30 protein-coding genes are annotated in these 26,023 nt (G+C 54.1%); 10 read left to right on the top strand and 20 right to left on the bottom strand.

The window, feature by feature from the left end; all coding sequences use genetic code 11:
* Window positions 1-100 precede the first annotated feature (100 nt).
* The 14 genes from KNP76_RS11670 to KNP76_RS11605 all read right to left on the bottom strand — a co-directional run bounded on the left by KNP76_RS11670 (window position 101) and on the right by KNP76_RS11605 (window position 13,853).
* Window positions 101-571 (bottom strand): competence protein ComK, encoded by a 471-nt coding sequence (locus KNP76_RS11670; protein WP_251137463.1) that lies wholly within the window; start codon window positions 569-571, stop codon window positions 101-103.
* Between the two features lie 126 nt (window positions 572-697).
* The gene (locus KNP76_RS11665; protein ID WP_034817783.1) at window positions 698-2,068 is read right to left on the bottom strand and encodes a HAMP domain-containing sensor histidine kinase; all 1,371 of its coding nucleotides are present in this window, start codon (window positions 2,066-2,068) and stop codon (window positions 698-700) included.
* On the bottom strand, window positions 2,068-2,730 hold the full coding sequence (locus tag KNP76_RS11660; protein WP_034807448.1) for a response regulator transcription factor: 663 nt from the start codon (window positions 2,728-2,730) through the stop codon (window positions 2,068-2,070). The genes KNP76_RS11665 and KNP76_RS11660 overlap by 1 nt, the downstream gene beginning before the upstream one ends.
* A 317-nt stretch (window positions 2,731-3,047) precedes the next feature.
* Complete coding sequence (gene copZ / locus KNP76_RS11655; protein ID WP_034807450.1) at window positions 3,048-3,254, bottom strand: copper chaperone CopZ; 207 nt, start codon at window positions 3,252-3,254, stop codon at window positions 3,048-3,050.
* Window positions 3,247-5,361: a heavy metal translocating P-type ATPase gene (locus tag KNP76_RS11650; protein WP_214844630.1), complete on the bottom strand. Its 2,115-nt coding sequence runs from the start codon at window positions 5,359-5,361 to the stop codon at window positions 3,247-3,249. The genes copZ and KNP76_RS11650 overlap by 8 nt, the downstream gene beginning before the upstream one ends.
* A 12-nt stretch (window positions 5,362-5,373) precedes the next feature.
* Entirely contained in the window at window positions 5,374-5,676 is a 303-nt protein-coding gene (locus KNP76_RS11645; RefSeq protein ID WP_214844629.1) for a metal-sensitive transcriptional regulator, read from the bottom strand.
* 89 nt (window positions 5,677-5,765) lie between these two features.
* On the bottom strand, window positions 5,766-7,310 hold the full coding sequence (locus tag KNP76_RS11640; protein WP_034817767.1) for a fatty acid--CoA ligase family protein: 1,545 nt from the start codon (window positions 7,308-7,310) through the stop codon (window positions 5,766-5,768).
* Between the two features lie 102 nt (window positions 7,311-7,412).
* Window positions 7,413-7,886, bottom strand: coding sequence for a PTS sugar transporter subunit IIA (locus KNP76_RS11635; RefSeq protein WP_214844628.1), 474 nt, complete (start codon window positions 7,884-7,886; stop codon window positions 7,413-7,415).
* Between the two features lie 156 nt (window positions 7,887-8,042).
* Complete coding sequence (lplA, locus tag KNP76_RS11630; RefSeq protein ID WP_214844627.1) at window positions 8,043-9,032, bottom strand: lipoate--protein ligase; 990 nt, start codon at window positions 9,030-9,032, stop codon at window positions 8,043-8,045.
* Window positions 9,033-9,101: 69 nt separating this feature from the next.
* Window positions 9,102-9,989, bottom strand: a complete 888-nt coding sequence (locus tag KNP76_RS11625; protein WP_251137462.1) for a Cof-type HAD-IIB family hydrolase — start codon at window positions 9,987-9,989, stop codon at window positions 9,102-9,104.
* Window positions 9,990-10,077: 88 nt separating this feature from the next.
* The gene (hemG, locus tag KNP76_RS11620; RefSeq protein ID WP_214844625.1) at window positions 10,078-11,463 is read right to left on the bottom strand and encodes a protoporphyrinogen oxidase; all 1,386 of its coding nucleotides are present in this window, start codon (window positions 11,461-11,463) and stop codon (window positions 10,078-10,080) included.
* Complete coding sequence (gene hemH, locus KNP76_RS11615) at window positions 11,456-12,385, bottom strand: ferrochelatase (protein WP_034807469.1); 930 nt, start codon at window positions 12,383-12,385, stop codon at window positions 11,456-11,458. Before hemH ends, hemG begins: the two co-directional genes overlap by 8 nt.
* The gene (gene hemE, locus KNP76_RS11610; RefSeq protein WP_034807470.1) at window positions 12,382-13,431 is read right to left on the bottom strand and encodes a uroporphyrinogen decarboxylase; all 1,050 of its coding nucleotides are present in this window, start codon (window positions 13,429-13,431) and stop codon (window positions 12,382-12,384) included. Before hemE ends, hemH begins: the two co-directional genes overlap by 4 nt.
* Window positions 13,432-13,547: 116 nt before the next feature.
* Window positions 13,548-13,853, bottom strand: coding sequence for a MerR family transcriptional regulator (locus KNP76_RS11605; RefSeq protein WP_034807472.1), 306 nt, complete (start codon window positions 13,851-13,853; stop codon window positions 13,548-13,550).
* Window positions 13,854-13,981: 128 nt separating this feature from the next.
* On the opposite strand from KNP76_RS11605, the gene KNP76_RS11600 reads away from it, so the two are divergent.
* Window positions 13,982-15,280 (top strand): ammonium transporter, encoded by a 1,299-nt coding sequence (locus KNP76_RS11600; protein ID WP_034817770.1) that lies wholly within the window; start codon window positions 13,982-13,984, stop codon window positions 15,278-15,280.
* Window positions 15,281-15,467: 187 nt separating this feature from the next.
* Here KNP76_RS11600 and KNP76_RS11595 read toward each other — a convergent pair whose 3' ends face one another.
* A complete protein-coding gene (locus KNP76_RS11595) occupies window positions 15,468-16,598 on the bottom strand; it encodes an ABC transporter permease (RefSeq protein ID WP_214844624.1) in 1,131 nt (376 codons plus the stop codon).
* Entirely contained in the window at window positions 16,595-17,332 is a 738-nt protein-coding gene (locus KNP76_RS11590) for an ABC transporter ATP-binding protein (RefSeq protein ID WP_034817773.1), read from the bottom strand. Before KNP76_RS11590 ends, KNP76_RS11595 begins: the two co-directional genes overlap by 4 nt.
* A 167-nt stretch (window positions 17,333-17,499) precedes the next feature.
* On the opposite strand from KNP76_RS11590, the gene KNP76_RS11585 reads away from it, so the two are divergent.
* The gene (locus tag KNP76_RS11585; RefSeq protein WP_024371796.1) at window positions 17,500-17,751 is read left to right on the top strand and encodes a GlsB/YeaQ/YmgE family stress response membrane protein; all 252 of its coding nucleotides are present in this window, start codon (window positions 17,500-17,502) and stop codon (window positions 17,749-17,751) included.
* A gap of 52 nt (window positions 17,752-17,803) precedes the next feature.
* Here the strand turns inward: KNP76_RS11585 and KNP76_RS11580 are convergent, their stop codons facing one another.
* The gene (locus KNP76_RS11580; RefSeq protein WP_034817774.1) at window positions 17,804-18,850 is read right to left on the bottom strand and encodes a hypothetical protein; all 1,047 of its coding nucleotides are present in this window, start codon (window positions 18,848-18,850) and stop codon (window positions 17,804-17,806) included.
* 131 nt (window positions 18,851-18,981) lie between these two features.
* On the opposite strand from KNP76_RS11580, the gene KNP76_RS11575 reads away from it, so the two are divergent.
* Entirely contained in the window at window positions 18,982-19,410 is a 429-nt protein-coding gene (locus tag KNP76_RS11575; RefSeq protein ID WP_034817775.1) for an HIT family protein, read from the top strand.
* Window positions 19,411-19,447: 37 nt separating this feature from the next.
* On the opposite strand, the gene KNP76_RS11570 is transcribed toward KNP76_RS11575, so the two are convergent.
* Window positions 19,448-19,777, bottom strand: coding sequence for a hypothetical protein (locus tag KNP76_RS11570; RefSeq protein WP_034817776.1), 330 nt, complete (start codon window positions 19,775-19,777; stop codon window positions 19,448-19,450).
* A 243-nt stretch (window positions 19,778-20,020) separates the two neighbouring features.
* Here KNP76_RS11570 and KNP76_RS11565 point away from each other — a divergent pair, with 243 nt between their 5' ends.
* A complete protein-coding gene (locus tag KNP76_RS11565) occupies window positions 20,021-20,308 on the top strand; it encodes a hypothetical protein (RefSeq protein ID WP_367661127.1) in 288 nt (95 codons plus the stop codon).
* Between the two features lie 60 nt (window positions 20,309-20,368).
* Entirely contained in the window at window positions 20,369-20,932 is a 564-nt protein-coding gene (locus KNP76_RS11560) for an HTH-type transcriptional regulator Hpr (protein ID WP_034817778.1), read from the top strand.
* On the opposite strand, the gene KNP76_RS11555 is transcribed toward KNP76_RS11560, so the two are convergent.
* A complete protein-coding gene (locus KNP76_RS11555) occupies window positions 20,916-21,236 on the bottom strand; it encodes a DUF1878 family protein (RefSeq protein WP_251137460.1) in 321 nt (106 codons plus the stop codon). The two genes, KNP76_RS11560 and KNP76_RS11555, sit on opposite strands and share 17 nt — an antisense overlap.
* Before the next feature lie 169 nt (window positions 21,237-21,405).
* Between KNP76_RS11555 and KNP76_RS11550 the strand changes: the two genes are divergently transcribed.
* Complete coding sequence (locus KNP76_RS11550; RefSeq protein WP_214844621.1) at window positions 21,406-22,410, top strand: peptidylprolyl isomerase; 1,005 nt, start codon at window positions 21,406-21,408, stop codon at window positions 22,408-22,410.
* Window positions 22,411-22,451: 41 nt separating this feature from the next.
* On the opposite strand, the gene KNP76_RS11545 is transcribed toward KNP76_RS11550, so the two are convergent.
* Complete coding sequence (locus KNP76_RS11545) at window positions 22,452-23,378, bottom strand: HD domain-containing protein (RefSeq protein WP_034808345.1); 927 nt, start codon at window positions 23,376-23,378, stop codon at window positions 22,452-22,454.
* A gap of 115 nt (window positions 23,379-23,493) precedes the next feature.
* On the opposite strand from KNP76_RS11545, the gene KNP76_RS11540 reads away from it, so the two are divergent.
* The 4 genes from KNP76_RS11540 to KNP76_RS11525 form a co-directional block, all read left to right on the top strand.
* Complete coding sequence (locus KNP76_RS11540) at window positions 23,494-24,417, top strand: CorA family divalent cation transporter (protein WP_051622688.1); 924 nt, start codon at window positions 23,494-23,496, stop codon at window positions 24,415-24,417.
* Between the two features lie 36 nt (window positions 24,418-24,453).
* Window positions 24,454-25,545, top strand: coding sequence for a DNA polymerase IV (gene dinB / locus KNP76_RS11535; RefSeq protein ID WP_034808346.1), 1,092 nt, complete (start codon window positions 24,454-24,456; stop codon window positions 25,543-25,545).
* 42 nt (window positions 25,546-25,587) lie between these two features.
* Window positions 25,588-25,806: a YhzD family protein gene (locus KNP76_RS11530; RefSeq protein ID WP_034808348.1), complete on the top strand. Its 219-nt coding sequence runs from the start codon at window positions 25,588-25,590 to the stop codon at window positions 25,804-25,806.
* A 35-nt stretch (window positions 25,807-25,841) separates the two neighbouring features.
* Window positions 25,842-26,023: hypothetical protein (locus tag KNP76_RS11525; protein ID WP_214844620.1), on the top strand; the 182-nt coding region annotated here is incomplete at its 3' end.

The raw sequence follows: 26,023 nt of genomic DNA, 5'->3' as shown, positions 1-26,023 counted from the left end.
GTTGAAAAAACATATGGACCCCTCGCTTTCAGATAATGTGCAAATACACATATGAACTATTCTTCTTCATCATAGAGGGGTTCCATATCGATTTCAATGCTTACGTTTGTTTCAATGTGCTACCGTGAAACCGTTTTTGGAAAGCGTATGAGATTTCGATGGAACGTTGCTTCTGACGCGAGACGGTATGGTCGGACACGTTCACTTGGACGGACTCGCCCGTCAAAAATTGAATGTGCGTGCCGTTCGCCCCCGGTTTGATGTCCGTGACGTGTTGAAAGTTGATCCATGCGCAGTCCGGGCTCTCTTTCGCAATCGTCGGAAAGAAGACCGCGTCGGCATGCCAATCCATGACGACCGGTGTTTTCCGGTGCGGACCGAGCACGTGTCGTGCCGCCTCGATGCGCCCTTGGATGCTCGATCCATAATAGAGACAAGCGTGCTCGAGCAACTGCATCGGTGCCCCTTTCATCCGATGAATCCCGTCCGGCTGATAGACGAGCGTCTCGGCTTCCCCATACTCGTTAAACACCGGAATCAAAGCTCTTGTGTCATTCGTCAACTGCGTCATCTGTTCATCCTCCATACCGTTTATTGTGCCTTACACGTTATTCATATCAAGTTCTTATGAAAGCCGCAAATCGGATTTCCCCATTGCCAATAAAAAAAACCAGCCGTTTCAGCTGGTTTTTGAGAATCATTCGTCTGAATTTGAGATTTGAACGGTTTTCGAATGCGGGAAACGGAAACGCACAGCCACTCCGTCCGCCGTATTTCCTAACGTGACCTCGCCGTGATGCAACGTCACGATCCGTTGGACGATGAACAGGCCGAGCCCGAACTTGCCTTGCTTGCCTCGAGAGAATTGATGGAACAAGTCGAGGTTTTCGTCGACCGGCGGACCGTCGTTTGCAATGACAATCTCGACACCGGCGTCGGTGCGATTCAAATGGATTCGAATCGACGACTGCGCATAGCGAAGGGCGTTGTCGAGCACGTTTTCGAATGCGACCCGAATCTGCTCGCCGTCCCCGAGCATCTCTCCGGCGTGCCCGGTCACCGCCCACTCGAGGTCCCCTCTCAGTTTGAAACGGGCTACGAGCAACTCCATCAGCTTGTCGAGATTGATCGGCTCAAGCCGCATCTCCTGTCCTTTAAAATATTCGAGTTTTGTGACGTAAAGCAAATCGACGACTTTTTTCTCAAGACGCGACGCTTCTTCGTCAATCACTTCGGCCGACCCTCTCAAATCACCGGTCGGGTAAATCCCGTCCCCAATCGATTGCGCATAACCGCGGATGACCATGATTGGCGTCTTCAAATCGTGCGAGATGTTCTGGAGGAGCGCCTGCTGCGCCAAGTCCTGCTCTTGAAGTTCGAGTCGCATCGCATCAATCGAGCGCGCCAACTGTCCAAGCTCATCCTCTCTTGCGAGCGGGAGCACGGTCTCCCATTGCCGATTCGAAATCTTCTCGACGGCTCGCTCCATCTCGACGATCGGTTTCGTCAACTCACGTGACATCCAAAGCGCCGGGATGAGCGACAACAGACTGATGACCCCAATCAAGATGGAGATGCGCCAGAACAATGTCGAGACGAGCTCACGGCGATACGCATCCCAGGCGTAAGACGCCTGATAAATGAGCGTCCCATCGTATTCGTTTTGACGGATGATATAGTAGACGTCCTCTCCGTCAATCGTCGTCTGGTATTTCGCGATCTCACTCGTCTGTTCAATCGCTTCCCGATACATCCGATTCGTCAACTCGAGCGGAGCCGAACCATAAATGATGCGACCGTTCGGCAAAAAGATGAGCTGATTGACCGAGCGCGATTCTTGTTGGCGCCGGTCATACTCGATCGGATTTTGCGGAATGTTCTCGAGCTGGTTCGTATTGCCGAGGTAATAATCGACGTCCTGCAGCGTCTCGTACACTTGTTCATCGATAAATTGCGCGATCGAAGAGCGGACCGTCAGGAGAATCATGAGCGCGAGCGTGACGATGATGAGCAGGATGAGCACCCAAATCTTCCACATGAGCCGTTTCGGCTTGAGTTGCTCGAACATCACGGTTTGACGAGACGATACCCTATGCCGTAGAGCGTCTCGAGCTCGAGTCGATGCAACTTCTTGCGCAGACGGCGGACCAAGTCATCGACGACCCGGTCCGAACCGAAGTAATCGTGTCCCCATACACCCTCGAGAATCTGTTCGCGCGACAACGCCGAACCGGGATGCTCGAGGAAGAGGAGCAACAAATCAAACTCTTTCGACGTCAAATCGATATCGTCCTCTTGGTGTTTGATGAGCCGCTTGTCCGGATAAATCGTGTATTCGCCGTACTCGATATGCTCATTGGACTTCGAGCCGTACACGCGATCGATCAGCTTTTTGACACGGATGACGAGTTCGCGCGGCAAGAACGGCTTGGCGATATAGTCGTCCGACCCCATCTCGAGCCCGATAATCTTATCGATATCCTCATCGCGTGCCGAGATAAAAATCGTCGGGGTGTTGGCGTTCGTCGCCTTGATTTGTTTCAATAGCTGGAACCCGTCAAGGTCCGGCAACATGATGTCGAGTACCCATAAATCGGGCTCATCTTTAATCGCCGCTTGTGCCGAGGCACCGTCGGCGAACGAACGGACCCGGTAACCTTCCTGCTCTAAATATGTGACGAGCATTTTATTCAAGTTGATTTCATCGTCGACCAAATAGATTGTATACATCCGATTCACTCCTGCAACGTTTTTACATATTATATCAAACAATTATGGATAAATGATGGGAAGGACTACGTCTAAACCTGCAATTGCTCGACAAAAAAAGAGGGTCTCCCCTCTTTAACGGGACGTCTGTCCGCGTAATTGTTGAGCCAAGAAAGCCGCTCCTCCGCTCACGAGCGCCACGACGCCACTAATCATGACGAGTTCCATCGTAACCCCACCTCTCATTGATACCGATTCTCATTATCACCTATAATATAGCACATTTCTGTCTCGATGGAAAACGCAAAAAAAATCCCGCCTCAAGGGCGGGATCTCGGTCAGGCGTTTACGTCGTAGCCTTGCTCTTCAATCGCTTCAATCATTTTTTTCACCGATACGTGATCGTTATGAATCACGTCGACGCGGTGGTCTTGGAGTGACACGATTGCCGACTCGACACCTTCTAATTCCGTCAAAGCGCCCTCGACGGCCGCCTTGCAGTGGTTACATGTCATGCCTTCTACTTTCAATACCGTTTCATTCATGTGGATGTCCTCCTTGTGTTTTCAATCGTAACGCGTTCAAGACGACCGAGACCGAACTGAACGCCATCGCCGCGCCGGCGATCCAAGGCGCGAGTAGCCCCGCCGCCGCGACCGGGATACCAAGGCTGTTATAGGCGAGCGCCCAGAACAAGTTTTGACGGATGTTTTTCATCGTCAACCGGCTCATCTCGAGGGCTCGGTTCACACCGACGACGTCTTTGCCCATCACTGTCACATCGGCCGCCTCCAAGGCGACGTCTGTGCCGCTCCCAAAAGCGATGCCGACGTCTGCGACGGCGAGCGCCGGGGCATCGTTCATGCCGTCCCCGACCATGGCGACGCGGCCTTTTTTCTTCAGCGCCTCGACGTGGTCGGCCTTCTCGACGGGGAGCACCTCCGCGATCACGTTCGACGCGGGGATACCGAGTTCACGGGCCACATCGAGCGCGACTTCCTTACGGTCACCGGTCAAGACGTAGACGGCCCGCGTCTTCGCGAGTTCGGCCACGACGTCACGGCTCCCTTGTTTCAAGCGGTCCTTCAATCCGAACGCCGCCTGGATCCCGGAAGCATCCGCCACATACACCGGCGTCATCGCTCCCATCTTCCAATCGGGCAAGCTGAATCCTGCTTCTTCCATTAAGCGAACCGAACCGATGAGAAGTTCATTCCCATCCACGACCGCTTTCAATCCTCGACCGGCGAGCTCTTCCATTTGTTCGACCCGCCCCGTCCCATCAAGCTTCCCAATCGCCGTCGCGAGCGGGTGCGTTGACTGGCGCTCAGCCATGACCGCTTGGCGCATCAACGTCTCATCTCCGAACGTGGCTACCACTTCCGGCGTCCCGTTCGTGAGCGTACCCGTCTTATCAAAGACGACGATGTCGGCCCCGTTCAACGACTCGAGCTGACCGCCACCTTTGAACAAGACGCCCTGCTCGGCGGCACGGCCTGTCCCGACCATGATGGACGTCGGCGTGGCGAGACCGAGGGCACATGGGCAGGCGATGACGAGTACCGCGATCGAGGATCGAATCGCCATATCCAAATTACCGAACCCGAACGCCCAGACGGCGAACGTGACCGCACTGATGGCGACGACAATCGGGACGAAGACACCGGAGATGCGGTCGGCCTGCCGTTGAATCGGAGCTTTATCGGTCTGGGCCTGCTCGACGACGCGCACGATTTGAGCGAGCATCGTCTCACTGCCGACACGTTCAGCCTGCATCACCACGCGGTGCGACCGGTTGATCGTCCCGCCGACAATTTCTGCGCCCATCGCTTTTTCAGTCGGAATCGATTCACCTGTTAACATTGATTCATCGATGATCGTCTCACCCTCGATGATTCGTCCATCGACCGGTACTTTTTCACCCGGTCGGACGACGAGCATATCTCCGGCGCGGACGAGTTCGACCGCCACGGCACGTTCTTCACCATCGACGAGGAGAATCGCTTCTTTCGCCTGAAGCGACAAGAGCGATTTGAGCGCATCCGTCGTTTTCTCTTTTGCCCGCGCCTCGAGCCATTTCCCGACGAGGACGAGCGTGATCAACACCGCACTCGTCTCAAAGTAGAGTGCCGGGTGCATCGGGTGGGCGAGCATCTCGAACACCGAATAGAAGTAGGCAGCCGACGTCCCCGTCGCGACGAGGACGTCCATATTCGCACTGCCGCTCTTCAAGCTTTTGTATGCCCCTTGATAAAACTGCGCCCCAATCCAAAACTGGACCGGCGTCGCCAGGGCGAACTGCCACCACGGGTTCATGAGCCAATCGGCATGAAACATGAACCCCGGGATGTGCGTGATCATGACGAGCAACAGCGGGGCCGATAGGAGCGACGAGATGAGTACTTTCCGTTCGAGCGGACGCAAGTCCCGCTTTGGCGTCATCTCGACTTTGTGTGCTGCCCCGTAACCGATTTTCTCGATGCGGGCGATCAGCTCTTCCTCGGTGATGCCGTCTTCGACACGGATCGTCGCCGTCTCAAGCGGCAAGTTGACGGTCGCTTCGACACCGTCCATCTTATTCAACACTTTTTCGATTCGGGCCGAACATGCGGCGCACGTCATCCCTTGAATCGAGAGTTCGACGGTTTTCATGAACAGACCTCCCTACTTTTTAATGCGGTTGACGATTGTCATCAATTCGTCAATGTACGGTTCCATATTTTCCGTCTCACTGGCATGGACGAGACATTTCCGCATATGTCGCTCGAGCAAATGCAACTCGACTTGTTTGAGCGCGGCTTGAATCGCTGACGTCTGCGTCAAAATGTCGACACAGTAACGGTCGTTCTCGACCATCTTTTGAATCCCTCGGACTTGTCCCTCGATCCGGCGCAGCCGTTTGCTGAGCGCTTCCCGTTCGGCATCGTCCCGCGGGACGATCGGTTGCTCATGCATGAATTCTTCCATGGTTATCACCTCACCACCAATATACCCCTACCCCGTAAAGGTGTCAAATGTAGTGCGCAAAAAAGAGCGACAACACGTCGCCCCTTCGTTCAACTGTTTTGGAACGCCTCGCTCTTCAAGACGGTCCGTAAAATCTTCCCGGTCGTGTTCCGTGGCAACTCGTCAATCAACTCGATTTGCGTCGGTTGCTTATATTTCGCGAGCTTCGTCGCCGCGAACGAACGGATGTCCTCGATCGAGACGTCCTCCCGCGTCACGACGAACGCCTTGACCGCCTCGCCTTGCTCGGCGTCCGGTACTCCGATGACCGCCGCTTCGACGATTCCCGGATGTTGATACAACACTTCTTCGACTTCGCGCGGATAGACGTTATAGCCGCCGACGATGACCATATCTTTCTTCCGGTCGACGATGTAGAAGTAGCCGTCTTCATCCCGTCTAGCCAAGTCGCCCGTATAGAGCCAGCCGTCTCGAAGCGTCACCGCCGTCTCTTCAGGCAGCTTATAGTAGCCTTTCATGACGTTCGGCCCGCGGACGATGAGCTCCCCGACTTCATCGACACCGACCTCTTCTCCGAGCTCATCGACGATCTTATTCTCCACATGGACGATGGACGGTCCAATCGATCCGGCTTTCCGTTCCCCGTGGAGCGGGTTGAAGCATGTCACCGGAGATGCTTCAGACAAGCCATACCCTTCGAGGATCTTGCATTCAAACGTCGTCTCGAACGTCTCGAGCAACTGGACCGGAAGGCTCGCCCCGCCGGAGACGAAGATACGGACGTGCTTCAAAGCCGACGTATAGGCCGGGACTTTCAGCGCGGTCTGCAGGAGGAAGTTGTACATCGTCGGCACGCCCGCGAAGATAGTGACGCGATGCTTCGGAATCAAGTCGAACACGTCCTGTGGCGAGAATTTCGGCAGGATGACGATGGTCGCCCCGCGTAGTAACGGCGCATTGACGATGACCGTGAGACAGAAGACATGGAACATCGGCAACGCGGCGAGCGCTTTGTCGTCCGGAGTGATCTCCAAATATTCCCCTATCGATTGCGCGTTGGAGTATAGATTCCGATGGGTCAAGAGGGCTCCTTTCGGTTTGCCCGTCGTCCCGCTCGTATACAAGATGACGGCGACTTCCTCTTCGTCGACGAAGTGTAACGTCCCACCTGAGCCTTTAAGCGCGTCGGCGAACGGTAAGAACTCGATGGCGCCACGTTCAGCTTCGGCCGGCACGTCGGCGTACGGTACCGAGACGACGAGTTTCAATTGCGGCAGTTGCGACAGCGCCGCTTTCGCTTGGGCGATGAGCGGCGATAAGCCAACAATTGCCTTCACGTCCCCATCAAGTAAGATATACGCCATCTCGTCGGGCGTGTATGTAGGGTTGATTGGGATCACGACCCCGCCCCGTGCGAGCACCGCGAAGTATGAAATCAAAAACGCCGGGCTATTGCCGAGGACGAGGGCGACGTGGTCGCCTTGATTGACCCCTTTTGCTTCAAGCGTCGACGCCATCGCCTGCACTTGTCCTAAAAATTGTTCGTAGCTGACCGTGTCCTCCCCAAACACGTAGGCCGCTTTTGCTGGATGTTCAGCCACTACATCTCGTAACGCCGTGACTAAGTTTGCCATAGTAATCCCCCTTTTGAATGAATGACGGTTCACTTTTACGCCGTAAAAAAGAGCACGGGCTCCGCGCTCTTTTTTAGTTAGTTCTATTGTACATGAAACTGTTCAGAAAGAAAACGCTTTCAAATCCATCGTCTGCAAATGGTACAATCCGCTTCGACTCTTTATGTGCGCGAGTGCCTGAAGCGTCTCATCATCCATCAGCAAATCGTCCATCAGTTTATGGAACGCTTCCCGTCGTGCCTCTGTCGTCGCTGTGACAAAAAACAACATCTCGGCCCGGACCGGTTCGCCGGTGATGCTGAGGACGTCGAACGGATGGTTCAAGTGAAGTAGCGTGATCCCATCTTCTCGCGTCACGTGACGCGGTACATCGATGACGGCGACCGGGACGGCCACATCCGCCACGCCGGACGGAATCGTCCGCTCCTGTTCGAGCACTGCCCGGGTGAACGTTCCGTCGACGATGCCTCTCCCTTCTAATTCTAAGCCGATCGCCTGTACAGCCCGATCGAACGTCATTTGATCGGTCACCCACAATCGGTTCGTGTCCATCCATTCTGTGATGAAACGGTACATCTTGATTCCTCCTCCACGTCGTCGCTCGTTACGAAAGCGCTTGCACTGAATATGATACGCCTCTACCCGAGCCGTCGCAACGCCACCGTCAATGTTTCACGAAACTGCCAAAAAAGGATGGTCTCGCGTTGAGACCATCCTGACCGTAGAGCCGCTTCAGCTAATAAGATCGACGAGTTCTTCGAGCTCGACGTTGCCGAAGTAATGTTTGATGTCAAGGTGTGACAATTGTTCCCGAATCGCGCCTCGTTCGAAACGCGTCCCGACGAGCGCTTGCTCGACGTCATGGATATCGCCGACACCGAAGAAGTCACCGTAAATCTTCGCCTCGGTGATTGTCCCTTTGTTGACGTTCAAGCGGACGTCAATCGTTCCGATTGGGAAGCGGCGTTTCGACTCGACATCAAACTTCGGTGACTTGCCAAAGTTCCAGTCCCAGTTCGCGTAACGTTCCTTCGAGATGTCTTGGACGATTTCCCAGTCTTCGTCACGAAGCACGTAACGCTCTGGTTCTTGCCCATCATAGATTGAATGAAGGAGTGCCTCGATGAAGTGCTCCATCGCCATCTCACTTTCCAAAAACTCGGTGATGTTCGCGACGCGGCTCCGGACCGACTTGATTCCTTTCGAGCGCATCTTCTCTTCCGAGACGTTGAGCGAGTTGACGACTTCTTCGATGTTCGAGTTGAACATGAGCGTGCCGTGGCTGAACATGCGACCGCGTGTCGTGAACTGGGCGTTACCGCTGATTTTACGTTCGCCGACTTGGATGTCGTTGCGTCCCGTCAGCTCGGCTTCGACACCGAGCTGTTTGAGCGCATCGACGATCGGTTGCGTGAACTTCTTATAGTTGTTAAATGAGTTGCCGTCATCTTTCGTGATGAAGCTGAAGTTCAAGTTGCCCTCGTCATGATAGACGGCACCCCCGCCTGAGAGACGACGGACGACGTCGATGCCATTCTCTTCGATATACTTCAAATTGACTTCTTCCGACGTATTCTGGTTTTTGCCGATGATGATGGACGGTCCGTTAATGTAGAACAAGAAGTAATCCTCATGCTCGACGTTCAAATGCTTGAGGATATACTCCTCGACCGCCAAGTTGAGCTTTGGGTCCCGGATATCCGGATTGAAGATGAATTTCACGCTGTTTGTCCTCCTAGTGACTAGTCATACGTTCATTATACGAGACGACCGCTCAGCTCGACAAATGAATTACTTCCATTCGCCGTTCATGACGCGCTTCAATGCTTTCGCGACGCCATATTCGTCATGGCGCTCCGTCACATGGTCACTGATTTTAATCAATTCTTCGTGGCTGTTCGCCATGGCGATGCCTTTCCCGGCCACTTCGAACATCGGGACGTCATTCAAGTTATCGCCGATGACGACGACATCTGACAAGTCGACGCCGAAATGCTCGGCGAGCTTCGTGACGCCGTGTCCTTTATCGGCCCCGTTCGCCATCACCTCGATGTTGTCGTCGCCCGACGAAGTCACGTAGACGCCGTCGACTTGTTCATCGATTTCGGCCCACAAGGCAGACATCTTCTCAAAATGGCTCGAGAAGGCGATGAACTTATAGACGCGTCCCGCCTCGTGTTGGATGAAATGTTCGATATCTTCCACAAGTTTCACATCTTCGTTCACGTAATAACGTTTACGGAAGAACTCGTACATCTCGAGCGAACGATCGTCACCGTTTTGCTTCAAGTTCTCCATTGCAGCTTCGATTAAATCCATACGGCTCGCCACGAGTCCGGTCTCCGAGTACATCTCATAGAAGACGTCCGCATACTTGTGGTCTTGATGAAGCACGGAGACGACTTTTAATGCGTCCTCGGTCGTCAAGTCGATTTCGTGGAGCACCTCACCCGTCTCCGTCAACACCCGTCCCCCGTTCGACGAGACGATCGGGCACGACAGGCCGACCTCATCGAGAATCTCTTTCGCGTTGAAATAATTGCGTCCCGTCGCAATCGCAAAGCGAATCCCTTGTGCTTCCGCCTCGCGGACGACCTCGGCCGTCTCTTTCGCGATCCGCGTGTGGTTATGCAAAATCGTGCCATCCATATCCGATACGAACAGTTTGTACGTTGCCATCAACATCCACTCCTTTTTCTGTTTCGCCCTTAACTATAACAAAAAGAGAGGCGTTCGGAAAAATCCAACACCTCTCTTCACAAAAAGCTTACACGTGCTCACCTAACGTTTTGACTTGTTCATGGACGCTCTTGATGCAGTCCGGCATGCCAATCCCGTCGTAGGCGATGCCCGCTAAGAGCACGCCAGGATAGACCCGGCCCAGCTCGGCTCGGAGGGCACGCACCCGGTCCGAATGGAAGACGGCGTAGGGTGGCAAGCCGTCGCGCAGACGGCTGACGACCGTTTCAATCGGGGCACCTTTAATTGTCATCAAGCGGCCAAGGTCACCGAGTGCGGTCGACACGATCGTCTCATCGGACGCCTCGACGATGTCATCGGCCCCCGGGCGCCCGAGGAAGACACGCAATACGTGATACCCTTCTGGTACGGCGTGCGGCCATTTTTGGTCGATGAACGTGCACGCTGTGATCGTCACGTCCGCTTCTTGACTCGTCACGAAACCGGTCCCGACGAACGGCAACTCGATGTCGTCTTGTTTAAAGACGAGCGAGCACGTCGCCGTCGCGTGTGGTTTCATGTCCGCCAAGAAGTCGCTGTCGACTTTTGGTAAAAACTGACGGATGAGGCGTGGCGGCACGGTCAAGATTAAGTGTTCGACCTCCTTGTCGCCACGATTCGTGAGCAACCGGTACCCGTCCTCGATCTCTTCGACGTGTTCGACGAAGCAGTTCAAGACGACCTCGGTCCGCTCAAGGCGCTCCGCGAGCCGGTCGGTGAGCGACTTCAAGCCACGCTTGAGCGAGGCGAACTGCCCGACTTTCTTCGCCCCGACTTCGGCGACACGCTGTTCGGGACGAAGATGGCGCATCCCTTCATACAGGTTGCCGTACTTTTTCTCTCCTTCGATGAACTGCGGGAACGTCGACAAGGCGCTCATCTTGTCGATATCTCCCGCGTAAATCCCGGAAAGAAGCGGTTCAATCAACCGGTCGACAATCGGGTCGCCGACACGCTCACGTAAATATAATCCGAGCGACACGTCCGTTTTCGGCGGTTCAACGTCCGGTGGCGCGAGTAGCATCGCTCGGAGCGCGGCATGTTCTTCTTCCGATAAGAGCGTCGTATCTTTAAACGCATCGACGTCGAGTGGGATGCCCATGACCGTTTGTTTCGGGATGGGATGCAGGCCGTCATGATGGAGGACGTACGCCTGACCGACACCGTTTCGTACGATCTCGTCACCAAGGCCGACCTCATGAATCAACTCCGTCATCGCCGTCTTGCGGAATACGTAAGAGTCTGGTCCCCGTTCGACCGCGAACTCCCCCGTCTCGAACGTGTCGATTTTTCCGCCGAGACGGTCCGTCGCCTCGAGCAGCGTGATTGTCACGTCCTCCGGCAAATATTTCTCGGCATAAAAAGCGGCGGTGAGACCTGTAATCCCACCACCGACAATCGTTACATTACGCATGATGTACGATCACGCTTTCCATGCGATCGGCGATGGCTTCAATGAAGCTCCGCTCCGCGTTTGGCATGTTCGGACGCGCATAGTGAACGCCTAAGCGGTCACAGACGACTTTACACTCGACGTCGTTATCGAAGAGCACCTCGAGGTGATCCGCTACGAAACCGACCGGTGTATAGACGAACGCTTCGTATCCATGCTTTTCATAAAGTTCAGCCGTCAAATCTTGCACGTCTGGTCCGATCCACGGGTCAGGTGTGTTCCCTTCCGACTGCCAACCCACTTCGTAATGCGGTACGCCAGCGGCTAACGCAATCTTGTCCGCCGTCTCTTTCAATTGATCCGGGTACGGGTCGCCGCCTGCCAAAATCTTCTCGGGAAGACTGTGCGCCGACACGATCAAGCAAGCCTTCTCGGCCGGGACCGGCAAGTTCGCGAACGTCGCCTTGATCGCTTCGGCCCACCAGTTGATGAACTTCGGCTCGTCATACCACGACTCGACCGAACGAATCTCGATGCCGTATTTCGAAGCTTCTTCGTGGGCGCGGCCGTTATACGACTTGACGCTGTATGACGAGTAGTGCGGGGCCAATACGACCGACACCGCTTCTTTAATGCCGTCGTTCGCCATTTGCGCGACCGCATCCTCGACGAACGGTTCGATATGTTTCAAACCGATATACAATTTGAACTCGATTTCGCCGACGTGACGCTCGTTCAAGATGTCGCGAAGCGCTTCGGCTTGGTCGACCGTGATTTTCGCGAGCGGTGACACGCCACCGATCGCTTCGTAGCGCTCCGTCAAGTCCTGAAGCGCTTCCGGTGATGGCTTACGGCCATAACGGATGTGCGTGTAGTAACGCTCGATGTCTTCCGGTTTGTATGGTGTCCCATATGCCATGACGAGTAATCCGACTGTTTTCATAATGATTTTCCTCCCATTTTTTCACGTGAGTAGTCATGAATGAACGCTGTCAATTTGACGAGTACGGCTGGATCGACTTCCGGGAACACCCCATGTCCCAAGTTGAAGACGTATCCGGGTTGCTTCATGCCTTCATCGAGAATTTCTTTCACTTTCGCCTCGATGACCGGCCACGGTGCGAGCAAGTATGACGGGTCTAAGTTTCCTTGGACCGCTTTCGTGATGCCACGTCCGCGTGCTTCATCTACGGATAGACGCCAGTCGAGGCCGACGACGTCGAGCGGCAAGTCGTGCCATTCCTCGATTTGGTGGCTCGCCCCGACGCCGTGCATGATGAGCGGGATATCAAGTCCACGAAGCTCACGGAAGATCCGTTCTGTCGTCGGCTTGATGTAGCGGGCGTAGTCTTTCCGGCTGAGCGTGCCGACCCATGAGTCGAACAGCTGGAACGCTTGAATCCCGGCCTCGGCCTGCGCTTTCGCATACGTGATGACCATGTCGCCGAGCTTGTCCATGAGCGCGTTCCATACGTCCGGTTCCGCGTACATGAGCGCTTTCGTACGATGGTAGTTCCGTGACGGACCGCCTTCAATCATATAGCTCGCGAGCGTGAACGGCGCGCCCGAGAAGCCGATGAGCGGCACGTCGAGGCGCTGCCGGAGCAAACGGATCGTCTCGAACACGTACGAGATGTCATCCGGGTTAAGCGGCTTCAAGCTCTCGACGTCGGCCATCGTCCGATATGGGTTATCAATGACCGGACCGATGCCGCTCTTGATTTCCACATCGACGCCCATCGACGGGAGCGGTGTCATGATGTCTTTATATAGAATGGCCGCGTCGACGCCGAGTTGTTTGATCGGGAGCTCGGTCACATACGCACACAATTCTGGGTCGTGTGTGATCTCGAATAACGTCCTCGTCTTTTTAATCTCCCGATATTCCGGCTGGTAGCGTCCCGCTTGGCGCATGTACCAGACTGGCACATAGTCCGTCGCCTCTCCTCGAAACGCCCTTAAAATAGTATCGTTCATACGTCGCGTCATTCCCCTCTTTAATTCTCCTACACTCTTCTTCTATAGGTATGTGAACTCAAAAACATTATACAGAAATTAATTAGAATAATGCTAATGTGAAGCATTTTCATTGTGTTTTCTTTGTGTCATTTCTTTGTCGGATACGTCCGGAACGCCGAATTGAGCTGTCCACGGATGAGATCGTCACGCTGTTTCGCCGACAGACGCTTCTCTCGCTCTTTAATATCTTGGATACGCCACCCGTCCTCGAGTTTCGAGGCGACGTCAATCAAGCGCTCGACGTCATGGAAAGAATATTTGCGTGAACCACCTTTCGTCCGCTCCGGGAAGATGAGTCCCTTCGCTTCATAATAACGAATTTGGCGTTCAGACAGCCCCGTCAATTCCGTGATGACGCCCATTCCGATCACTTTCTTCGTTTTATAGTCCACCACACCCATCCTCCTTTTAAAAAAACTATGTCAGATAATCTGACAAAATGCAATCCACCCTTGTTTATTCGCATTACACTGAAAACAACTTTTCACCCACACCGATGAAAAAAAGGAGGAATCGCAACATGGAAGACATTATGTATTATATGGACACGCTGTTCGTACTCATCGCGGCATTGCTCGTTTTGACGATGCAACTCGGCTTCGGCCTGCTTGAAACGGGAACGCTCCGGGCGAAAAACGCCGGGCACGTCGCCGTCAAACAAATCATCAGCCTCTCTGTGGCGGCACTCGCTTTTTGGGCTGTCGGATTCGGACTATCCTTCGGGGACGGGACGCGCTGGTTCGGAACGGAAGGGTTCTTCTTGAACGGTTCGTTCACAAGCTTAGACTGGGCAAACGTCTCGATCGACATCAAGTTCTTGTTCCAGTTATCGTTCGTCGCGGTCGCACTCGCCATCGCATGGGGTGGATTCGCAGAACGGGCTAAGCTCTCTGCTTACGTCCTATTCGGCATCTTCTTCGTCGCCATCCTCTATCCGATCGTCGCCCGCTCGGTTTGGGCCGGTGGACTGCTCGGATCGATGGGGATGCAAGACTTCGCCGGTTCGGCCGTCGTCCACCTTCAAGGCGGGATGGCCGCGCTCATGGCAACGATCATCTTAAAACCACGTCGGAAGACAGAGTCGCTCGCTGGTCACAACCACGTCCTAACGGTCGTCGGCGGACTTGTCCTCTGGCTTTGCTGGTTCGGGTTCAACGCCGGATCGACGATGTCAGTCGCTGACGGGTTCTTCGGCTACGTCGCCCTCACGACGATGCTCGCCACGGCTGCCGGCGCACTCGGGGCGCTCGCCATCGTCATGGTCCACCGGAAGAAAGCCGATATCCCGACAGTCGTCAACGGTGTCCTCGGGGCGCTCGTCGCCATCACGGCCGCTTGTGCGTTCGTCGAACCGTGGGCTGCCGTCATCATCGGGGCGCTCGCCGCGGTCGCCACATACGGGACGAGCCTCCTCATGGCGAAATACGTCGACGACCCGCTCTGCGCCTTCTCGGTTCACGGCGTCGCCGGAATCATCGGGACGCTCGCCCTTGGCTTCTTCGCCTCACCACGACTCGTTGACATCACAGGTATCGGCTCGGCCGGTCTCTTCTACGGTGGTGGTCTCGGTCAGCTCGGCGTTCAGGCGCTCGGCGTCTTGATTGCCATGGTCATCGCCGGTGGCGGAAGCTATGCGTTCTTGAAACTTCTCGACGTGACGATTGGGCTTCGCGTCACGGAAGAGCAAGAAGACATCGGACTCGATATCGCCGAGCACGGCATCTCGGCTTACGGCGAAATCGAAGAACAACCGGATACACCGACACGTCTCCCGAAAATCCTCGGATCGAGCGTCTCGGTCATGTCTCCTAAGAAATAAAACGAAGGACACTCGCCTAGCGGGTGTCCTTCCAGACTGTAGACAAAACATTGTCTGCAGTTTTTTTATTTGTCCGACCGGGCACAGCTCGCTTTTCTGGGGGCAAGCGGAGGCGCCAAGAGGATGAGCGAAAACATTCTGTTAGTCAACAATCCGAAGGACACTCGCCTAGCGGGTGTCCTTCGTTTTATTTTAATCTAGCCAAATAATAGCGCACGATTCCATAAGCCAAGACGAGCCCGACGAGCGCGTCCCATGTCCCGCCAAATAGAAGCGACGCAATTCCGAGTCCGAGCGCTTGCCCGACGAGGAGACGGAGCGTCCACCACTTGTAGGCGGCCAGCCGCTCGGCGCGCGTGATCGGGAGCCATGACGCGATCGAGACGGAGTCGAGTCGTTTGAACAGCGGGACGAGTTGGAGCGCCGTCAAGCCGACGAAGAGCGGGACGACCAACCCGACGTACCAACCGCCAGACAACCACATGACCAGAATGGCGACGAGCGACAGCCGGAACATCAAGTCGAGCGAGTCGTTCGACCGCACGATTCGTAACCCATACACGTATCGGGCCGCGTCGGTACGTTTAAGTAAATAACGGTTCATCACGTTCACGATAAAAGGTCGTGCCTTCACGTCTTCTCGCATGTCCGGCAAATCGACGAACCAGCTGACGACCCGGTTGAACTGTGCCTTGCTCGCCTGTTCGAGGACGAGCCAGTCCGCGAGCGGGATGCGTTCGTTTCGTTTGATGTGTAAATAGATGAGCGCCAACAGTGACGGCACCGGCGTGACAATCGGGAATCCGACGAGCATGACGCCCGCACTGAAGAAGGCACTGACGACCCCGACGTAACGGATGCTTTCAAGCTTCGCTAGGCGGCCGACGACAGACAACAGGACGCTCGTCGCGATGATCGCGAGCACTTCGCCAGGCGTGACGTCGAGCGTCCGGACGAGAAGCGGCAACACGACAAGCATGAGCAGGACGGCACGTACAGACGCAAAGACGACGTTGAAAAGGCGAACGCCGTTCATATAAGCCCGGATGTTTCCGAGTTCCGGTAGTAAAAAGACTTGATCCGCTTCTTGCAACAGCGTCCGCGGTCGGTGACCGAGCGGCAAGACCAAGAACGCGAGCGCGACGACCCAGGCGCTCGGGAACGAAGCGTCGAGCCCGCTCAAAAATTGATTGTAGACGAAAGCGCCGTAGATGAGCGTGAAGTAGAGCGTGAACAATAGGCCGCCGTTCGCCACGTAGCGGCTATATTTCACGACGTCCTCGACCCAGACACCAAACCGTTGTCGAAATACGTTCATCGTTTCCGCTCCTCGGCCTCAATCGCCTCGACGTAAATATCATCGAGCGACGCGAGCGCGTCGAGCCCGTACGTCTGACGCAATTCCGCTGCCGTACCGGTCGCGATGACGACGCCTTGATGTAAGAAGACGAAGCGATCACAGTGGCGTTCCGCCGTCTCAAGGATGTGGGTCGACATCAAGATGGCGCTGTCTTCCTTATATTCGTCAAACAATCGCAGCAGCTGTCGAATCGCGAGCGGGTCGAGTCCGACGAACGGCTCATCGACGATGAGGAGCGGCGTCTTCGTCACGAGCGCACATAAAATCATCGCCTTTTGACGCATCCCTTTCGAAAAGACCGACGGGAACCAGCCTAGTTGCTTCTCCATCCGCATATCTTTCGCCAGACGCAGCGTCCGTTCTTCTAACTCTTCGTCTGGTAAGCCATACGCCTTGCCCATGAGCGCCAAGTGTTCCCGGAGCGTCAACGTCTCATACAAAATAGGGGTCTCGGGTATATAGCTTATTTTTTTACGATAGTTTTTTTCGGAAGATTCTAACGTCTCCCCGTCGACCGTGATCGTCCCGGACAACGGATTGAGCAGTCCTAAAATATGTTTAATCGTCGTCGACTTCCCGGCTCCGTTTAGCCCTATCAGCCCGACGAGCTCCCCTTTTTTCACTTCAAACGAAATATCGTGCAGCACTTGCTTTCCTATATAACCGCCGTTCAACTTGTCGACGTGCAACATGAAAACTCCACCCCTCATTTTCAACTTTTTTTTGTGATATATGTTTTAAAAGCTGTCACATGGGAATAATCTGAACTGTAAGGCATTTTAAAACTTATTCAATACTTCCATTGTTCCATAAAATTGTTAAGAAGGACAATGGACAAAACAGAAAGGAGAATGTTTTTATGGGTTGGATTATCACGTTAATTGTCGGGGGTATTATCGGTTGGTTAGCAGGTCTTATTTTAGGTAAGGATGTTCCAGGTGGCGTCATCGGGAACATCATTGCCGGGATCATCGGTGCTTGGCTTGGCGGCCTCATCTTCGGAGACTTCGGTCCTGCAGTTGGCGGCATTGCCATCGTACCAGCACTTCTCGGTGCGATTATCTTGATCTTGATCGTATCGTTCGTCATGAAATCAATGCGTAAACGCTAATCACATGCCTACCGAAAACGGGACCCTCATCATCGAGGGTCCCGTTTCTCGTTCAGCGGATGACGACGTACAGTTTGCCGTCCCGTTCCAAGAAGCGTTTATCCGTTTGAAAACCGAACAACGTGAAAATTGACTCGAGGAGCGGCCGGTCGTAACGCCACTCCGTCCCACCGTCCACCTCGATTCGCTCGGCCGGCTCACCAATCAACGCAATCAAGTCATCCGGGCTTTTGGCGAGATCGATGTCGATGCGACTGACGCGACCGCCGTCAAACGTCACGTCAAACCCGTCATAGCGCCACACGCGCTCCGTTTCGCTCACCGGCTCGCCGACGGCTTCCTTGACCGCGTCCGTTCGCTTATTCATAAGCCCGTCAATTACTTCGATGGCATGGCCCGTCTGCGCCTCGACCTCGATTTCAATCAGCTCGGTCCGATCGAGGTCGAACTGTCCCGCGATCACTTCGCTCGTCTCCGGTCGCAGGGAGAAGGCGAGCTCGTCCACGTCGACAAGCGTCACCGTCTCTTCCTGTGTCCGTGTCGTCCCGTCCACGACCGCGACCGCTTTCACGTCGTATCGTCCCGGCATCCGGTCGAGGGTGACGGTCTCCCCCGCTTCTTCGAGTCGCGCGGCTTGAATCCCGTCCACCCAGACGTTCGTGTACGGGACATCGGTCGTCACGGTCAATTGTTTCGGTAACAGCTCAATCCGATAATCGGAGAAGCCAAACCGCCCTTCCCCTGTGTCAATCAGTCGGAATAAGCCATCCCCGCTCGCTGCTGCGTCTTCACGGTCGGTCACGACTTCGGCGATCGCCTCGCTACGAATGCTCGGTTCGTCGTTCAACCAGCGGATGAAGCGGAGCGTCTCGGCCCGTGTGAGCGGCTCGTTCGCATATTCGACGTTCTGTTCAAAAAATCCGACATCCTCGGTCAACAGCGCTTCTTTGAATCGAACATGAATCCGTTCGTTTTCAGCAGCCGGTTGATATCCTAAGAAATAGATGAGGCCAGCCGCGACGAGAAAGACAGTCGCGCTCAGGAGACCGATTCGTAGCCGTCGCTTCCGGTCATGTCTTTTTTTACGCTCATAATTCACGTGTCCGCCTCCTGTTCCGTTTTTGTTCCTTCTATTGTAGAGGAGGTGCATCGATTCGGACAATCGTTCTTCCGCCCGAGCTTCCGTGTTATGATGGAGACGAGTATTCCTATTCGATTGGAGGACGTGCCATGCATACTGAAGATAACTGCATTTTTTGTAAAATCGTCAAAGGTGAGATCCCGTCTCACAAAGTCTACGAGGACGAGTCTGTCGTCGCCTTTCTTGACATCTCGCAAGTGACGAACGGTCATACGCTCGTCATCCCGAAACATCACGCCCGGAACATATACGAATTGCCCGAGGCGGTCGCATCGGACGTATTCAAAACGGTGCCACGGATTGCGAACGCGATTCAACGCGAGACGGGCGCAATCGGTATGAACATCTTGTCGAACGCCGAGGAGATCGCCGGTCAGACCGTGTACCATTTCCATATCCACCTCATTCCGCGCTTCGGTCATGACGACGGGTTCGGGGCCAAGTGGGAGACGCACGCCGACGACTATTCACAAGACGCCCTCAAGACATTGGCGGCGAACATCTCAACGCACGTATGAACGAAACGGACCAGGCGCACGACGCCTGGTCCGTTTTTTATGTCGAATTGATCGAATCGTGGTGGCGTTTCCGCTCCTCCTCGATTTGCGCCCGTTCGACTTGTAATTTGATCGCCTGTTCGTACAGCTGCTGACGCGATTTGACAGATTCGGCATGTTCAAATTGTTTTCTTAATTCGTGTAGGCGGGCATCTATTTCCATGAGGCGCTTTTCTAATATCGTTTGTTTGCGCTCTTGTTCATTCAACTCCGATGCTTCGTACCCTGCCTCGAGTGCTTTCATGATCGTATGTGCCCAAGTGTCATCTCCGAGTCGTTTCGCCGCGTTGTACAGGTCCAACATGTCATCGACCCAACGCTTTTGCATATTCACTGGAGGTCACCTTCCTTTACCTATATTTTAAAATAAAAAGATTTTTCGGTCAAAATTGAATGTTCTGAAAAATTTTATTTGAGATATAGGTTTTTAATCTCTCTTTTTTGGTAAAATAATATGAAAAGAATGTATTCTAGCATCATCGTGCTTAAGGAGGGGAATGTATTGTCGAGTCACAATCGTCGAGATTGGGTTGCTTTCGGCTTCGTCGTAGCGTTTTTAGGGGTTGCGACCGTGAAAAAACTCGCGCGCGGAACGGCGAACGATGCCGCTTCGACGCAACATCGCGCGTCTACAATCACTACGTTGAAAGAACAATTCCAAAAAGTAGCGGCCAACGCGTCGCATGTCGCGCAAGCAGGAAAACTGCAAGGGAAAGAATTAACGGATCAAGTGAAAGCCGAAGTCGAACGCTATCAGCAAGACATTCAGCCTTCAATCGAGCGGATCCAAGGAAACCTTAACGAGCTTTCAAACGTACAGTCAGATATGACCGAAGCGAAAGCGAAACAGACCAACTAAGCGGTCTGTCCTCATCGTCCGTCGTTTTAGTCACTTTGTATCCGGAAAGGGTGGATCGAGATGGAGCAAGAAAAAGAGTTCACTGGCCCTGAGGCCATGTTGTATAGCCATAAAATCATTCAACTCAGTAAAGCATTGTGGAAGACGGTCGAGAAGGACTGGCAAAATTGGATTAAACCGTTCGATTTGAACATCAACGAGCATCACATCTTGTGGATTGCGCACGCGCTCGGGGGCGCCTCAATCTCGGAAATCGCCAAGTACGGCGTCATGCACGTCTCGACGGCGTTCAACTTCTCGAAAAAGTTAGAAGACCGCGGTTTGCTCACGTTCTCAAAGAAAGAGACCGACAAGCGCAACACGTACGTCCAATTGACGCCAGAAGGTGAGGCGCTCTTGCTCGAGACGATTCATGCGTTCGACCCGGAAGAAAACGGCGTGTTCCGTGCTTCGTTGCCGCTCCAAGAACTTTATGGGAAGTACCCGGACTTGACGGACATCACCGCGATCGTCCGTCGCCTCTATGGGGACAACTTCATGGACATTTTCGCAGAGACGTCGAAGATGATCACCGAAGAGGCCGGTCGTCGCCCGGAAGACGACGACATCACGAAAGAAGCTTGACCTGCCGATAGAGCGGTTCGGTCACGTCAAGCGCAATCTGTTGCTTGACGCACGCCGCCAAGATTGTTTCAGGATCGAGCGCCGGGTGTAACATGCCGACGAAATTGACGAGCAAGGGTTCTACGGACGACAAACCGTAGCGCCCTTGCTCGGTTTGTTGTTGGCGAATCTCCTCTAACAAGGCGTAGAACGCTTCGACGTCGTCTCGCGTCAAGTTCGCCCGAATGACTTCATATTCGAAGGGCCGGTCCGACCAGTCGACCGACTGCATCAACAGCTCCATTTGATATGACAATTGTTTCATTTTCTCTTCTAACGACACGTTTCCCACCCCATCATTTCACATTCTCTTTTACCATTATACGATACGTTTCTGTGCTATGATACTGTACAGGCAACAGAACAGCTGTCATGATCTAGAAAATGTGATATAGTCGGACATAGAAACTTATTGATTTTTAGGGGTGGAATATATGTCAAACGGAATGACAAACGAACCAAAGAAACAAGATAAGAAGTTTTCAACGGGCGCCCTCGTCGGCGCATCTGCACTCGCTCTCGTCATCGGCGCAGGCGGCACGTACGCTGCGACAAACGGCGGTGGCGCATCGGACGATTCGACTGTCGTCTCATTCGAAGGCGGCGAGATCACACGCGGTGAAATCGCGAACATGAGTTACGACCGCATGGTCCCACAACTCGCGTTCCAAGAGACGATGAACGAACTTCTCGAAAAAGAGTACGGCGACAAAGTCGAGCAAGACAAAGTCGAAGAAGAGTACAGTAAAACAGAAGAACAGTTCAACTCGACAGAAGAGTTCGAACAAGCGATTCAACAAGCCGGCATGAGCGGCACGGACGAGTTCAAAGAGGCACTCCGTGGCCAGATGCTCGTCGATGCAGCGAAATCTGAGCTCGTCGACGTGACGGACGAAGAAATCGAAGCACAGTTCGCGAAGGAAAACGTTGAAGTCCAAGCGAGCCATATCCTCGTCGAGACGGAAGAGGAAGCACAAGACATCATCAAGCAGTTGAATGACGGTGCGGACTTCGCAGAACTCGCGAAAGAGAAATCGACGGATACAGGTTCTGGTGAACAAGGCGGCGACCTCGGCTACTTCTCAGCCGGTGCGATGGTGCCTGAATTCGAAGAGTACTCGTTCCGTGAAGATGTCGTCGGCGAAATCTCTGAGCCGATTCAATCACAGTTCGGATACCACGTCATTAAAGTCGTCGACCGCAAAGAGAAAGACTTGAAGCTCGAGGATGAGAAAGATCGCATCCGTGAAGAACTCGCAGCCGAGAAAGCAGCATCGGTTGATGCGAACAAGATTTACGCCGAGTTGATTGAAAAATATAACGTCGACGTGAAAGACGCGAAAGCCTCGCAACAGTTCGATGCAGTCAAAGAAGCTGTGAAAGCCTCTGAAGAAGCACCAGCTGAAGAAGCACCAGCTGAAGAATCAACTGAACAATAAGCCATAAACGGTCGCCCTCACAAATGAGAGCGACCGTTTTTTCATAGGTTCGGTTTATAGAAAGCGCGATTGTCGAGCGCCATGACGCGTTCTGTGAACGTCCCCGGCTCGACGCCTTCGAACGCCTTGTCGAACATGTTCATGCGTGCGTCGATATTGTCGATGAAGAACAGCATCTCCGCTTCTGGAAGTTGCGGTGCGTTCGCCGATCCCCACTCCGGCTTGCCGTGGTGGCTGAGGACGAGATGCTGAAGCAGCGTCACGACTTCGCGGTCGGTACCGAGCTCACGGGCCACGACTTCAATTTCGGATGCCATGAGCGACAAGTGTCCGAGCAACTTGCCTTCGAGCGTGTATTCCGGTGTGATCGCATCCGACAGTTCAATCACTTTTGCCAAATCGTGCAAGACGACACCCGAGACGAGCAAGTCCCGATTCAATTGCGGATACAGGTCGCACATCGCATCGGCGAGTTTCAACATCGACATGACGTGGAAAGCGAGGCCTGAGTAGACGGCGTGATGGTGCCGCACGGCCGCCGGATACGTCAAGTACGCCTCTTCATTCCGGTCGACGATCGACTGGACGAGCTGGCGCATCCCGTCGTGACGAATCGCATCGATATACGAGCGGATCGTCGCTTCGAGCTCCGGCTTCGCGACCGGGGCGGAGCGGACGTACGGTGCGATGTCGGTCTCCCCTTCGATGATGGAGATTTGCTTCAGCTTCAGTTGCGTGCGTCCACGGTAATCCATCACCTCACCCGAGGCATGGACGATTTTTTTCATCGCATACTTGTCCGTGTCGGCGCTGTCCCACAGCTTCGTCTCAATCTCCCCGCTCTCGTCACATAAGATGAGCGTCAAGTACGGCTTCCCGTTCCCGGCCAGTCCCCGGTAAGATTGTTTAATCATCACATATTGGTCTAACGTATCGCCCACTTTGAGCTGTCCGATTTTTGTCGCCAATGCTAGCACCTCTCTCTAATTCAGTACCTCCATCTTAACGAAACTTCTTCCGAGATGCCAACTTTCTTATCAATTCGGGAATAGTGGATAGAGAATGGAATTGGAGGAATGGAAGATGAAGTGGAACTGGTACACACGGCCCGAGGAGTCCGTGCACATCGATCAGCGTTACGAGGAGGCGTACACGTATTGGCTCGATCAACTGACGACAGCGAAAGTCACGAAAATCATCGTCGGCGATCGCTATCTATACGGCTCGCTCACCCTCGACTATGAACAGCTTGAGCGGGAACCTCAAAAGGTCGGACACTACTTTGTCGGGCCTGATTTCTTATGGACGATCGGGTTTGACGATTTGTTTTGTGAAGTCGTCAAAGCAAAACGTTATGAGACGCCGCTTGAAGCGTTCTATGAGCTGCTCGCCGAGAGAATGGACTATTACTTTCACGGGATTGACGAGTACGAGGAGCGTCTCATGATTGCCCAGCGTGAGATGAGCGGACAAGTGCCGCCTGAGTTCATGAATGAGATTTTCGGGCTCCGCAGCGAAATCGAACGTTGGTCAGATACAGTCGTCCCGTATCGCGAACTGTTACAGGCCGGTCGGGAGGCATTCCTCGACATGGACTTGAACGAGTTGAAGCCTTACCGGCTCGCGACGTATCGCGTCGAACGACTGCTCGGATCGATTGAACACTATCAGGACGACGTCATCGCCATGACCGACCTCGCCGCGACGCTCTCGAACTTTCGCGGGAACGAGATCATGAAGGCGCTCACCGTCTTCACGGCGCTGACGACCCCCGTCGTCGCGTTCGGCGCCATCTGGGGAATGAACTTCAAAGAGATGCCCGAGCTCGACTGGCCGCTCGGTTACGTCTTCGCCTGGGCGATGATTCTCCTCTTTACCGTCATCATCCAAGTGTGGTTGAAACGGAAGAATTGGATCGGCTCGCTCCTACAGTTTCCGACGCAAGTGAACACGAAGCAAGCAATCAAGAGGCAGAAAAATAAAACATCGAACAAAAGTTCGGTATAATAGACTTAAATTGATTTGAATGGAAAGGAGAATGACATGGAACGCCTCATCATCCACGTCGACATGGATGCGTTTTACGCCTCGGTCGAGCAGCGGGACCGGCCTCATCTTCGCGACAAGCCCGTCATCGTCGGAGGAGCACCCCATAGCCGTGGTGTCGTCGCGACCTGTTCGTACGAGGCAAGAAAGTACGGCGTCCACAGCGCCATGTCATCTCGACGGGCGTTCGCGCTCTGTCCTCAGGCGACGTTCGTCAAACCTCGCTTTCAAGCGTACCGCCAAGTGAGCGAGCAAGTCATGGCCATCTTCAAATCGGTCACCCCACTCGTCGAACCGTTGTCGCTCGACGAAGCGTATTTAGACGTCACCGATAACGCGCTCATGAGCACGTCCGGCACATATGTGGCCCGTTATATCCTCGGAGAAATCAAACGCCGGACCGGGCTCACTGCCTCGGCCGGTGTCGCCCCGTCGAAGTTCGTCGCCAAAATCGCGTCCGGATTTCAAAAGCCGAACGGGCTGACCGTCGTCACGGCGCAAGAAGTCGAAACGTTCCTCGCCCCGCTGTCGATCACCACGATGCACGGCGTCGGAAAAGTGACCGCGCAAATCTTATTCAAGCACGGCTTCGAGACGATTGCCGATCTGCAGCGAGCAGACGTCGCACAACTAAAAGCCATCTTCGGCCATGACCGTGGGACACAACTGTTTGAACTCGCCCACGGCCGCGATAGTCGCCCGGTCGTCCCCACACGGGAACGGAAATCGATTGGCTCTGAGACGACGTTCGCCTTCGACCTCGATGACCCGGAAGAAGTGTTTGAACGGGTCGTCCCGGAAATCGAGGACGTCTTGCGTCAACTCGACCGTCGTGAGCTCAGTTGCCAGACCGTGACGATTAAAATCAAGACGAGTGAGTTCCAGGCACGGAGCCATCAAATCAAACTGAACCATCCGACACACGACCATGACGAGATTAAACGGCTCGCCCGTCGTCTGTTCGATGAGATGGCAATCAGTGAACCCGTCCGTTTGATTGGGATGACGGCCTCCGAATTAATCCCGCGGACGGAGACGGCGCGTCAACTCACGTTCGAGGAGCTCGCGACACGTCCCCTTGAAGAATGAATGACCATTCAGTACAATGGAGATACAAAGGGGGCAATGGAGATGGCACAGTATATGATCACCGCGTTTGAAAACGATGGCACAATCGTCTTGAACGAGACGCTCGACGCGAAGGACGATCACGAGGCGAAGGAGAAAGGGCTCTTGCGGCTTCGTGAGGCGAACCATGATGGGAAAGGGGCACGCATCGTCCGGCACGGCCAAATGATTTATTTCGAGCGTTGCAAGCTTCCTGGGAAGCTAAAAGGGACAGCCTCATAACAAGAAACGCCTCGGGTATCCCGAGGCGTTTCAGCTTGTTGACTAACATCAATCGAATCGCTCGTCCTTCCGACGCCCACGCTTTCCGCAGGCAATCCCGGAGCCGCATCGCGACTAGCGTCGCTGCCGGGTCTCCGTCGGATTGCTCTCCTGCAGGAGTCGGGGCGCCGTCGGACGAGCAACGCAAACGGTCGCCATCTGGCGGCCGTTTGTCTTT

Origin of the sequence: Exiguobacterium sp. s150 (genome assembly GCF_018618435.1) — a bacterium.
GTDB lineage: Bacteria > Bacillota > Bacilli > Exiguobacteriales > Exiguobacteriaceae > Exiguobacterium > Exiguobacterium alkaliphilum.
The sequence above is the reverse complement of the archived record's forward strand: the minus strand, read 5'-3'. Positions and strand labels throughout refer to the sequence as shown.